13 protein-coding genes and 1 tRNA gene are annotated in these 10,667 nt (G+C 64.9%); 10 read left to right on the forward strand and 4 right to left on the reverse strand.

Features of this window, described 5'->3' with window-relative positions:
* A partial coding sequence (locus EET13_RS13540) for a PE family protein (protein ID WP_136623158.1) occupies positions 1–551 on the reverse strand: 551 nt, incomplete at its 3' end.
* 280 nt (positions 552–831) lie between these two features.
* On the opposite strand from EET13_RS13540, the gene EET13_RS13545 reads away from it, so the two are divergent.
* The 8 genes from EET13_RS13545 (at position 832) to EET13_RS13580 (ending at position 5,947) form a co-directional block, all read left to right on the forward strand.
* Positions 832–1,629, forward strand: a complete 798-nt coding sequence (locus EET13_RS13545) for an SDR family NAD(P)-dependent oxidoreductase (RefSeq protein ID WP_425294240.1) — start codon at positions 832–834, stop codon at positions 1,627–1,629.
* Complete coding sequence (locus EET13_RS13550; protein ID WP_122442783.1) at positions 1,623–2,546, forward strand: 3-hydroxyacyl-CoA dehydrogenase family protein; 924 nt, start codon at positions 1,623–1,625, stop codon at positions 2,544–2,546. Before EET13_RS13545 ends, EET13_RS13550 begins: the two co-directional genes overlap by 7 nt.
* Positions 2,543–3,376, forward strand: a complete 834-nt coding sequence (locus tag EET13_RS13555) for a cyclase family protein (RefSeq protein ID WP_122442784.1) — start codon at positions 2,543–2,545, stop codon at positions 3,374–3,376. The genes EET13_RS13550 and EET13_RS13555 overlap by 4 nt, the downstream gene beginning before the upstream one ends.
* Positions 3,373–3,723: a beta-D-galactosidase gene (locus tag EET13_RS13560; protein WP_122442785.1), complete on the forward strand. Its 351-nt coding sequence runs from the start codon at positions 3,373–3,375 to the stop codon at positions 3,721–3,723. Before EET13_RS13555 ends, EET13_RS13560 begins: the two co-directional genes overlap by 4 nt.
* Positions 3,720–4,538 carry a beta-keto acid cleavage family enzyme gene (locus tag EET13_RS13565; protein WP_122442786.1) on the forward strand — a complete coding sequence of 273 codons (819 nt, stop codon included), beginning with the start codon at positions 3,720–3,722 and terminating at the stop codon, positions 4,536–4,538. The genes EET13_RS13560 and EET13_RS13565 overlap by 4 nt, the downstream gene beginning before the upstream one ends.
* A 13-nt stretch (positions 4,539–4,551) precedes the next feature.
* Entirely contained in the window at positions 4,552–5,322 is a 771-nt protein-coding gene (locus EET13_RS13570; protein WP_122442787.1) for an IclR family transcriptional regulator, read from the forward strand.
* Positions 5,323–5,337: 15 nt separating this feature from the next.
* The gene (locus EET13_RS13575; protein ID WP_122442788.1) at positions 5,338–5,805 is read left to right on the forward strand and encodes a lipocalin-like domain-containing protein; all 468 of its coding nucleotides are present in this window, start codon (positions 5,338–5,340) and stop codon (positions 5,803–5,805) included.
* A gap of 68 nt (positions 5,806–5,873) precedes the next feature.
* Positions 5,874–5,947 (forward strand) — tRNA-Pro (locus EET13_RS13580).
* A 396-nt stretch (positions 5,948–6,343) separates the two neighbouring features.
* On the opposite strand, the gene EET13_RS13585 is transcribed toward EET13_RS13580, so the two are convergent.
* A complete protein-coding gene (locus EET13_RS13585) occupies positions 6,344–7,678 on the reverse strand; it encodes a plasmid pRiA4b ORF-3 family protein (protein WP_122442789.1) in 1,335 nt (444 codons plus the stop codon).
* A 48-nt stretch (positions 7,679–7,726) separates the two neighbouring features.
* On the opposite strand from EET13_RS13585, the gene EET13_RS13590 reads away from it, so the two are divergent.
* Positions 7,727–8,074 carry an SWIM zinc finger family protein gene (locus tag EET13_RS13590; protein ID WP_122442790.1) on the forward strand — a complete coding sequence of 116 codons (348 nt, stop codon included), beginning with the start codon at positions 7,727–7,729 and terminating at the stop codon, positions 8,072–8,074.
* Positions 8,041–9,375, forward strand: coding sequence for a tetratricopeptide repeat protein (locus EET13_RS13595; RefSeq protein ID WP_122442791.1), 1,335 nt, complete (start codon positions 8,041–8,043; stop codon positions 9,373–9,375). The genes EET13_RS13590 and EET13_RS13595 overlap by 34 nt, the downstream gene beginning before the upstream one ends.
* A 112-nt stretch (positions 9,376–9,487) precedes the next feature.
* Here the strand turns inward: EET13_RS13595 and EET13_RS13600 are convergent, their stop codons facing one another.
* A complete protein-coding gene (locus EET13_RS13600; RefSeq protein WP_122442792.1) occupies positions 9,488–10,000 on the reverse strand; it encodes a GNAT family N-acetyltransferase in 513 nt (170 codons plus the stop codon).
* Between the two features lie 3 nt (positions 10,001–10,003).
* Complete coding sequence (locus tag EET13_RS13605; protein WP_122442793.1) at positions 10,004–10,273, reverse strand: type II toxin-antitoxin system TacA family antitoxin; 270 nt, start codon at positions 10,271–10,273, stop codon at positions 10,004–10,006.
* Positions 10,274–10,667: the final 394 nt, after the last annotated feature.

Genomic DNA, 10,667 nt, shown 5'->3' on the forward strand with positions numbered 1-10,667 from the left:
CCACCCATCAGGGCGCCGGTGCCGCCCTTACCCCCGGCACCCCCGGCTCCACCATTGCCGATCAGGCCGGCGTCGCCCCCGGCACCGCCGGCCTTGCCGGCAGCACCAGGCGCGCCGTTCCCGCCGTTGCCGAGCAACAGTCCACCGGCCTGTCCGGCTGCGCCCGGCGCGGTCCCATTGGCGCCGTCGCCGATCAGCGGTCGCCCCAGCAGCAGATTGGTGGGCGCATTGATGAGATTGAGCGCCTGCTGCGACAAGAGCTCCAGCACGTTTGTGGTCTCAGCGCTGGCGTAGTCACCCGCGCCGGCGTGCAACGCCGCGACAAACTGCTGATGAAACGCTTCCATCTGGTTGCTGAGCGCCTGATAGGCCTGCGCCTCTGTGGAAAACAAGGACGCGACGGCCGCCGATACCTCGTCGGCGCCCGCCGCCAGCATCGCTGTTGTGGGTGTCGCGGCCGCCGCGTTCGCCGCGCTCAGCGCTGCGCAGAGATTCGCCACATCCCCCGCCGACGAAGCCAATATTTCTGGGACCGCCACCAGGTAGGACATCGCAGTACTCCCACTCGGTCATCATCGACCGCCGAAACCACCAGCGTATTCCCATTTCCGGCAGCAGAGTCGGCTAACCGAAGACTTTATGAAGCCGCTCGACTTGGGGCGCCGGATGCAGCTCTCAGTGGAACGCATAATCCCGCTATATGGGTGTAGAGAACTACATCACAGGATTATTTGTTGACTGACACGCTGGAGCACTCGTACGATCTCTCACATAACGGGTGTGGTAGCCCGTATGACGGGAATGGGCGAACAGATGGAAGAGGCGGTGACGATGACGCAGCAAGCGCCAAGTCGGAGCATGACGCGGTTCAGCGTGCAAGACAAGTCCATATTGATCACCGGGGCCACCGGTTCACTGGGCAGCGTTGCCGCCCGGGCATTAGCGGATGCCGGTGCCCGGCTGACGTTGGCCGGCGGTAACGCCGCCGGACTGGCCCAACTGGTCGACGCCGCCGGCATCGACAGGGCGGTGGTGGTTGAGCGTCGGCCCGAGACGTCGGCCGACGCGCAGGCCATGGTGGATGCGGCTATTGCCCAACACGGCCGTCTCGACGGGGTTCTGGTGGCTTCGGGCATGAACCACGTCGCGCCCATCAACGAGATGGCCGTCGAGGACTTCGACAAGGTGATGAACGCCAACGTGCGTGGTGCCTGGCTGGTCTCCCAGGCCGCCGGGCGGGTGCTGCTCGAACAGGGCCTCGGCGGCAGCGTTGTGCTGGTCTCTTCTGTTAGGGGTGCGCTCGGCCACGCGGCCGGCTACAGCGCCTACTGCCCCTCCAAAGCGGGTACCGATCTGCTCGCCAAATCCCTGGCGGCAGAATGGGGTGCTGCGGGCATCAGGGTCAATGCGTTGGCTCCCACGGTCTTCCGTTCCGAGCTGACGGAGTGGATGTATGCCGACGACGAGAAGGGGCGCACCACCCGGGAGGCGATGTTCGCGCGGATCCCGTTGCGCCGCTTCGCCGAGCCAGAAGACTTCGTCGGCGCACTGATCTACCTGCTCAGCGATGCGTCAAGCTTCTACACCGGCCAGGTGATGTACCTGGATGGGGGGTACACCGCATGCTGACGTCTCATGAGTTTGCTCGTGCCGCGGTGATCGGCGCCGGTTTGATGGGCCGCCGCATCGCCGGCGTGCTGGCATCGGCGGGCCTCGAGGTGGCCATTACCGACATCAACGCCGAAATCCTCAGCGCCGCAGCGGCTGAAGCCTGTGAAGTCGCCGGTGCACAGCGCGGATCTGTCAGTGCTGCAAGTGATTTAGCGGCGGCCGTATACCAGGCCGACCTCGTCATCGAGGCGGTCGTCGAGAACCTGACCGTCAAACAAGAACTCTTCCAGCGGGTTGCAGGCTTGGCGCCACAAGCGGTATTAGCGTCCAACACATCGGTCCTGCCGATCGGCGCGGTCACCGAGCGAGTTGACGACGGCAGCCGGGTCATCGGAACGCACTTCTGGAATCCGCCCGACTTGATCCCCGTCGTCGAGGTGGTGCCCACGGCGAGGACGGGCCCCGACACGGTGGAGCGTGTCACGGCGCTGTTGACAGAGGCGGGCAAGATGCCGGTGCTGGTCGGATGCGATGTCCCCGGATTCATCGGCAACCGGCTTCAGCATGCGCTGTGGCGTGAGGCGATGGCGCTGGTCGCCGAAGGCGTGTGCGACGCTGCGACGGTGGACTTGGTGGTACGCAACACTATTGGGCTTCGTCTGGCCACGCTGGGTCCGCTGGAGAACGCCGACTACATCGGCCTCGACCTGACGCTGGCCATCCATGAAGCAGTGCTTCCCAGCATCAACAGCGACCCGCATCCCAGCCCGCTGCTGCGCCGGTTGGTTGCCGACGGGCAACTCGGGGCGCGCACCGGACACGGTTTCCTCGACTGGCCCACGGGTGCCCGGGAACGCACCGCGGCACGCCTTGCCCAGCACATCGGTGCGCAACTCGGCCAAGACCCAATGAAGAAAGGAAGCAATCAGCCATGACTTTCACGTGGCCCCTCGGTGATGCCGAGTCCAAGCTGGAGTTCTTTGACCTGTCGCACCCGTGGGGACACGGGGTGCCGGCTTGGCCGTACTTCGAGGATGTCAAGATCGAACGGCTGCACGGCATGGCCAAGAGCCGGGTGCTGACCCAAAAGATCACCACCGTCATGCATTCCGGCACCCACATCGACGCGCCGGCACACGTGGTGGAAGGAACGCCGTTCCTCGACGAGATCCCGCTCAGCGCCTTCTTCGGCACCGGGGTGGTCATGTCGATCCCGAAAAGCAAGTGGGGAGTGGTGACCGCCGACGATTTGGAAAAGGCCAGCGCCGTCGGGCCTGAGATCCGTCCCGGTGACATCGTCATCGTCAACACCGGCTGGCACCACAAATATGCCGACAGCACCGAGTACTACGCTTACTCTCCAGGCTTCTACAAGGAAGCGGGAGAGTGGTTTGCGGCCAAGGGCGTCAAGGCGGTCGGCACCGACACCCAGGCGTTGGACCACCCGCTGGCCACCGCGATTGCGCCACACGGCCCCGCCGAAGCGCAAGGCGGCCTATTGCCTTGGGCGGTAAGCGAATACGAACAGGAAACGGGCCGTAAGGTGCTCGACGACTTCCCGGAGTGGGAGCCTTGCCACCGCGCGATCCTGTCCAGGGGCATCTACGGCTTCGAGAATGTCGGCGGAGATCTGGACAAGGTCACCGGCAAGCGCGTCACGTTCGCCGCCTTCCCGTGGCGTTGGGTGGGCGGCGACGGCTGCATCGTGCGGCTGGTGGCGATCATCGACCCCACCGGGAGCTACCGGATCGAGACGGGCTCATGAACGTGACCAGGGCGTCGCAGGCGCCGGAATACGTTGCGCCGCTGCACCGCGACGTGCTCACGGTGCGGCTGCAGGGCCACGAGGCCGGACCCACGGAGCGCTTCTGGGTGGGGCTGTCCACCTACCAGCCGGGCGGGATCGCCGAAACGAGCGCGACCCGCGAGGAAACCGTTTATGTGGTGATAGACGGCGAGCTGGTGGTCACGGCCGAGGGCGCCGAGACAGTCCTGGGCCGGCTCGACAGTGTGCACTTCGCCAAAGGTGAGGTGCGTTCGCTGGAAAACCGTTGCGCCCGTGAAGCGCTGCTGCTGGTGGCCATCGCTCATCCGCAGGAGTCCGGGTCATGAGCGTCATCATCACCGTGGCCCCCACCGGGCCCATCGCGACCAAGGCCGACAACCCGGCATTGCCCACCACACCCAAAGAGATCGCAACCGCGGTCGAACAGGCCTACCATGCCGGAGCGGCGGTGGCACACATCCATCTGCGTGACGGAAACGAAAAGCCAACAGCAGATCTGAACATTGCGCGGCGGGCCATGGATCTGATCGGCGAGCGCTGCCCGATCCTGATCCAATTGTCAACCGGTGTAGGGCTTTCCGTGCCGTTCGAGGAGCGGGAAAAACTCGTGGAACTCAGACCGCGGATGGCCACGCTCAACCCGTGCTCGATGAGTTTCGGTGCGGGCGAGTTCCGCAACCCGCCGGATGCCGTGCGGCGACTGGCGGCGCGGATGCGCGAGCTCGACATCAAACCGGAACTGGAAATCTACGACACCGGACATCTGGAGGCGTGCCTGCGCTTGCGGGAGGAAGGGCTGCTGGCCGCGCCATTGCAGTTCAGCATCGTGCTCGGTGTGCGCGGAGGTATGGCCGCCACCGCCGATAATCTGCTGACGATGGTGCGCCGGCTTCCACCTGAGGCGATCTGGCAAGTCATCGCGATCGGCCGGGCCAACCTGGAATTGACGGCGATGGGCCTTGCCCTGGGCGGAAATGCGCGAGTGGGTCTAGAGGACACCTTGTACGTACGCAAGGGGGAGCTGGCACCCAGCAATCTGGCCCTGGTGTCGCGCACGACGCGTCTGGTTGAGGCCATGGACTTGCCGGTCGCGTCCGTCGAAGAAGCCGAGGCGTTGCTGCGCCTGCCCGTCAAGTGCTGAAAGGAGCTCATCGGTGAGGGTTGCTGGCGAAGGAACCGATGCCCGCAGTGGCGGCATCCAGGTGATTGCTCGGGCGGCCGAGATTTTGCGGGTGTTGCAAGCTCACCCCGGGGGGCTCAGCCAGGTCGAGATCGGGGAGCGGGTCGCAATGGCCCGCTCCACGGTAAGCCGGATCCTCAATGCATTGGAGGACGAGGGGCTGGTGGCCGCGCGCGGCGCTCGAGGTCCCTACCGACTGGGGCCCGAGATTGCGCGGATGGCCAGTACCGTGCGGCTGAGTGTGGTGGCCGACCTGCATCCGTTCCTCACGGAGTTGTCGCGCGAACTCGACGAGACCGTGGACTTGTCCATCCTGGATGGGGATCGCGCCGACTTCATCGACCAGGTGGTTCCGCCGCGGCGCCTGCGCGCGGTGAGCGCGGTCGGGGAGTCGTTTCCGCTGTACTGCTGTGCCAACGGCAAGGCGCTGCTGGCGTCGCTGCCGCCGGAGCGGCAGGCGCAGGTCTTGCCCAGTCGGTTGGTGCCGCTGACCGCGCACACCATCACCGATCGCGCGGTGTTGCGCGAGGAGCTGGCCCAGATCGCCCGCGATGGCGTCGCCTACGACCGCGAGGAGCAGACCGACGGCATTTGTGCGGTCGGGAAGGTGCTGCACGGCGTGACCGAGCAGCCGGTGGCCGTCAGTGTGCCGGTGCCGGCGCAGCGGTTTTACGGCCGCGAGGAAGAACTTGCTCAGGCCCTGTCGGTGTGGTCGGCGAAAGTGAACAGCTGGTTTGCAGTCTGATGAGGAGCACTGGATATGTCAGAAACATTACGTGACAAGCTGATTGGCGCCTGGGAGCTGATCTCCTACGTTGAGCGCGACAGTCCCGACGGCCCGGCGCGCTACCCCCATGGTGAGGACGCGCAAGGTCTGATCATGTACACCCCGGACGGGTACATGTCGGCGCAGATCCAGGAATCCGGTCGGCCCGACTACGACCGGCCGCTGGCCAGCGGCGGCACCACCGAGCAGGCAGCGGCCGCGGCATTGGGGTATCTCGCCTACAGCGGACGCTACTTTGTCGACGAGTCGACGGGCGATATCCGCCACGAGGCGAAGCTGTCGCTGGTGCCGAACTACCTGGGCAAGTTGCATCTGCGGCACAGCGATCTCGACGGGGACCAGTTGACCTTGTCGTCGGAGTTGACCCTGCCCGACGGGCGGACGGTGTACTCGGCGCTGTTGTGGCGGCGGGCGGGGCGGGCCGACTCGCAGGTGGCGTAGGTGGTGGCTGGGCCTGGAGTTGGTTTGCGGTAGGCTGTCGACCTGCTGCCGGTGGTTTTCGGCGGCACCGGGCTGTGGCGCAGTTTGGTAGCGCACTTGACTGGGGGTCAAGTGGTCGCAGGTTCAAATCCTGTCAGCCCGACTACAAAAACGCCATCTGAGCTGCGATAACGCAGATTCTCAACCTCAACTGTCGCGTGTTGGTCGACCCACTCTGGGACCACATGGGTGCTGGCGGCGCGCTTGACGGGCTCATTCAGGGGAGTTTCGGTCACTTTGACAGCACGCCGTGCACGCTATGCGCGCCTGTGCACGTTATCCGGCTGCCGGTGGCGCTGTCCTTGGGCCAAAGCTGTCCGCTGGTCAAGTGGGGTGGTAGCACGTAAGTCCTATCAGCGTCATGCGCGGGTCAGGCAAGCTATCGCGAGGTTGTCGGCGTTTGGGGGCCTTGCCCCGGCGCAATTCGGCGACTGCTCGGCGCGCTTCGCGAAGCCGCCGGCGAACGAATTCTGGGTCGTCCTCGGCATGGCTGAAGCCTTCAGTTCCCGCCGAGCGCCCGACGCGCCAATGCTGCTGCCGCAGGACTCACGATATTCCGCCGCGCCCGGGTGGCGGGCTGGTCGGTCACGTTGATCAGGACTTCGTAAACGGGGAGTTGACGCAGGGACGATTCCGAGAGAGACCGACCGTCGGAGTAGCGCCAGCCGAGATCGGCCAGCAACGCCGTCATCTTGTCGAACGGCAGTTCGGAACCGGCCGAAGCCGCCGCAAAGGTCAGCATCAGCATGGTCGCTTGTGCGTCGAACTTCTCTTCGGACTTGGGAATCAGCCGACCGGCCAGATGCTCCCACAGTCTGTCGGCGTCACGCTGGGCCACTATGCCAGCCTTGGTCAGCAACAGCGTGCCCTTGTGCTTACGCAGCAGTCCCAACGACTGCACGCCTTCGCGGAACCGCAGCAGTGGATAGCATTGGATCTCGCGGTTGTTCTTGCCAATCCAATCATCCATTGCAGGAACGACTTTCGAGGCTTCCTCGACGTCAGCCGGTTTAAGGTATCCGGCGGTCGTCAACGGAATGCCGCAGTCCTTGGCGCGATCCAGAAACCACCGATACGCCCGCAGATTGTCGGCAACAGCGACCGTGTCCAGCGGTCGCGCACCGACCAGCGTGAGCGCCGCCTTGGTCAGGTCGTCGCCATACTGGGTGAACGTGAGCCGATGAACCAGGTCGACCAGGCGCACGTCGATGCCTGCCTCGCGCAGCACGAAGTACGCGTTGCCGAACCCCTTGTTGACCCGTTCCGGCTCGAACAGAGCGGGGTCGGGGAGCACCTCGGAGAGGCTGTCGGCATCGACCAGATGCCCGCAGTCTTCTGGCGGCGCGGCGCGCTCACCATCGACGATAACCGCTGGGGGACAGTCACTCTCGGCGGGAAGCGTTTCTTCGAGACGCAGCGTCAGCTCCCAGTTGTCGCCGTAGTCGTAGAGGTAGTGCAGGACATCGCCGGGCTCACTGAGGGTTTCGTCGAGTCGAGTCTCGACGGCGGGCAGGCCGTCGTAGTCTTCGGGCCACTCCTTGTTGTCCACGTCGTAGGGGCACAGGAACAGCTGGCTGTGGCGGTCGAAGGCGCCGCCGCCGATTGAGAAGCGATGCAGGTGCGAGTCGGTCCAGTCGAACGCCACCTGCAGGACCTGGTGCAGCAGGTCCAGCGTTATGTTGGAACGCAGGTCCAACCGTCGCCAGATCGTTGGATCGCTGTCGTCGAGGTGCACCCGGACCCGGTACACCACGGCGTCACGCGGGCGCGCGCGACGCAGATCGGGGCGCGACACCGGTTTTGGTACCGGGCGCAGGAAGGGGCGCTCAGTCATGCCGCTCACCTTAGAGCTGTCGCCGAGTCGATGGGGCACCATGTCGATATGCCGTTGTCGGAGAGGGCGCTGCTTGAGGGGGCCGGTGACCGGAGCTATGCCCGAGGCGAAGACTATGTCCGGTACGTCCGAGGATTGCGAGCGACGGCCGGGAGAGCCTACGCGTCGGTCCAAGCCAAGCGGGTCTACGACGTCGAGCTCGAGTGGTCCGGTCAGCAACCTGATGGTGTCTGCACGTGCCCGCACGCCGCCGACGGTCATTTCTGCAAGCACCTGGTCGCGGTCGGCCTCGCCGTGATCGACAGCGGCGCCGTCGACGACGCCGCTGGGGCGGCATCGGCACTGAGGCGACTGTGCAAGCGATGGACGTCGACGAGCTTCGCGAGCTCGTCCTGACCCTCGCCCACCGCGACGGCGAAGTGCGCCGCATGCTGGAGGTTCGCGCCACGGCCGCCTCCGGTGACAACACGACCGCGAAGGCCGAGTTCGAGGCCCTTGTGCGAAACGCTCTGGACTTCCGCGGATTCGTCGACTATCGCGAGTCCTACGCGGTCGCGGAAGGGGCCGGTCAAGTGCTCGACGAACTCGAGATTCACCTCAACGGAGGGTCCGCGGAAGTCGTGCGGCCGGCCCTGCTGTCCGCGCTGACTGTGCTGCGCACAATCACCGGGCAGGCGGACGACTCGTCGGGTGTGATTGGCGCTGAATGCCAGCGGGCTGCCGACCTGTACGCGCAAGCGTGTCGACTGGGTGAACCAGACCGAGCCGAACTCGCACGATGGTTGGCGACTTTCCGTGCGACCTCGCCGGGATGGCCGACGCTGACGCTCGCGGATTTCGTCGACGCGTTCGACGACGATGCGCTCGCGATCTACCGCGGCGCGGTCGCGGACTTGGACCGTCAGCACGCAGGTCGCGACCACTGGCGCCGGCTTGAGGTCGACGCCATGTTGCTGGAACTCGCCGATCACGACGGCGATATCGACCGGGCTGTCGACCTTCTGTACGACCGGGACCACCCGCAGTACGGGGCGATCATCGCCCGCTTGCGGGCGGCCGGACGTGACGCCGAGGTAGTGGCGTGGATCGATCGGGCGGTTGCCGAAGGGCGCACCAGCAGTCACGGCGGCGGTAATAGCTATTGGCTGAACCCGTCCGACGTCGCCGACACGTACCGGGGAATTGGCCGCATCGACGATGCGATCGCCGTTCTGCGTGCCGACTTCGTCCGGCAGCCTTCGGTCCGCGCCTATCGAGTACTGCTGGACTTCGCCGCCACGCACGATCGCGCCGAAACCGAACGCGCCTGGGCGCTTGACCACGCGCGGGAATTAGCTGCAGGCCCCGGCGCGGGGGCGGTTCTGGTCCAGCTCTACCTGAGTGAGGAAGACGTGGACGCCGCCTGGGAGGCCGCCGACCGTTATGGTCCGGGCTGGGCGTGGAAGGAACTCGCCGCGCAAGGGGCCGAGGCTAGGCCGGTAGCCGCTGCAGATCTGCACCGGCCGTCGCTCGAGAACGACCTGCGGTATCCCAACACCAAGCTCTACCCGGGCATTGCCGCGACGCTGGCAACAATGGCCAAGCTGTATGAAAGAGGCGGTCGCAGTGCTGATTTCGCGCAATACATCGCAAAGGTCCGGCAAGACTATGGCAGGCGGCCCTCGCTGATGAAGGCGCTCCAAGCGAAGGGGCTCTGAGCGACCTCGCTCGCGAGGCGAGCGTGTGAGGAGCACTCGCTGCGTTAACCCCACCTACGGGGACATTGCCAATCCAGGGAACCGCCATATTCTAGGCGTGCGTCCGTCGCACTTACCGCCGCCAGCGCTCGCCGAGCGCTTTCGCCGCTGTGGACACCTTCATCACCAGCCGGCGCTCGCGATTGCGGACGGGAACGAAGTGGTAGTGCTCGTAGAAGGACTGCGCCTCTTCGTCGATGGCGTCAACGACGATGAGCCGGCCGCCACCGATTTCGGATGCAGCGACGGCTTTGCCTAGGGCGTCGAGAAGTAGCTGCTCGCCGTATCCCTGACCCTGCAGCGACCTGTCGATGGCCAGGCGGGCGATCAAGTATCCGGGAATGCGGGAATAGCCGCCGGCCATCGATCCGGCGAGCCCGTCGTCGTTGCGCACTACCTCGGTGGGACAGATGGCGAAATAGGCGCTGACCTTCTGCTCGTCGAGCGGGGTCCACACGTAGACGTGCGCCACTCCGCTGGTGTCCGCGCGACGGGCCTGGGTAATGAGCCAGGTATTGAGTGACTCTTTGCCGCAGTCAAATCCTTCGAGTAGGTGGGCGTCAGTGAGTCGCGCGGACTCGAACATCCTTCAACGCCTAGTGAAGACCGCCGGTTTGGGTGCTGCGGCCGCCAACCGCGGCGCATCGTCAGCAGCATCGAGGGACGACATCAGTGTGTCGAACTGGTCGGATTCCATTGCCGTCACCAACTCCTGACGCAGGATGTCTTCGGCCCGTTGCATCGCCGCTTTCCGCACGAACTCCGACGTCTGCTCATGGACAAGGATGGCGGCGCGCTGGATGCGCTCCAAGGTCGCTTGCTCCGCGCGAAGCTCAATGCGCTTCGTTTTCCCTGCCACAGGGATACCTCCTTTTCCCTCAGTCAATTTTGCTCGCAGCGGCCGATCACCTCATTGTACGGTAAATGTACGTACAATGCTGGTAGGGGTGCGGTCAACACGCTGGGGACCATTTTGGGACCACACGTCATCCGCGATGGTGAACGACCTGCGCGTCTGTGCACGTTATGCACGATCGGCTTTTAGCCAGCTACGAGCGCTGAGCTTGACAAATGCGTTACCGCTCCTTGCTGGGGGTCAAGTGGTCGCAGGTTCAAATCCTGTCAGCCCGACCCATGTGATGTGTTAGGACATCGGAATAGCTCTGAACCTGCATTTTGGGTTCAGGGCTTTTTCTTTGGGCGGTCGCTGGGCAGTCCTCGGGGTTGGTAGTTCCTGGTCGGGTCGATGGTTA

Source organism: Mycobacterium attenuatum (assembly GCF_900566085.1).
In the GTDB taxonomy this organism is placed as follows: Bacteria; Actinomycetota; Actinomycetes; order Mycobacteriales; family Mycobacteriaceae; genus Mycobacterium; species Mycobacterium attenuatum.

What these genes read in the sequence shown, in the direction of transcription:
- EET13_RS13545 (WP_425294240.1), top strand. Translation starts at nt 832, where the DNA reads ATGACGCAGCAAGCGCCAAGTCGGAGCATGACGCGGTTCAGCGTGCAA.
- EET13_RS13550 (WP_122442783.1), top strand. Translation starts at nt 1,623, where the DNA reads ATGCTGACGTCTCATGAGTTTGCTCGTGCCGCGGTGATCGGCGCCGGT.
- EET13_RS13555 (WP_122442784.1), top strand. Translation starts at nt 2,543, where the DNA reads ATGACTTTCACGTGGCCCCTCGGTGATGCCGAGTCCAAGCTGGAGTTC.
- EET13_RS13560 (WP_122442785.1), top strand. Translation starts at nt 3,373, where the DNA reads ATGAACGTGACCAGGGCGTCGCAGGCGCCGGAATACGTTGCGCCGCTG.
- EET13_RS13565 (WP_122442786.1), top strand. Translation starts at nt 3,720, where the DNA reads ATGAGCGTCATCATCACCGTGGCCCCCACCGGGCCCATCGCGACCAAG.
- EET13_RS13575 (WP_122442788.1), top strand. Translation starts at nt 5,338, where the DNA reads ATGTCAGAAACATTACGTGACAAGCTGATTGGCGCCTGGGAGCTGATC.
- EET13_RS13585 (WP_122442789.1), bottom strand. Translation starts at nt 7,678, where the DNA reads ATGACTGAGCGCCCCTTCCTGCGCCCGGTACCAAAACCGGTGTCGCGC.
- EET13_RS13590 (WP_122442790.1), top strand. Translation starts at nt 7,727, where the DNA reads ATGCCGTTGTCGGAGAGGGCGCTGCTTGAGGGGGCCGGTGACCGGAGC.
- EET13_RS13595 (WP_122442791.1), top strand. Translation starts at nt 8,041, where the DNA reads ATGGACGTCGACGAGCTTCGCGAGCTCGTCCTGACCCTCGCCCACCGC.
- EET13_RS13600 (WP_122442792.1), bottom strand. Translation starts at nt 10,000, where the DNA reads ATGTTCGAGTCCGCGCGACTCACTGACGCCCACCTACTCGAAGGATTT.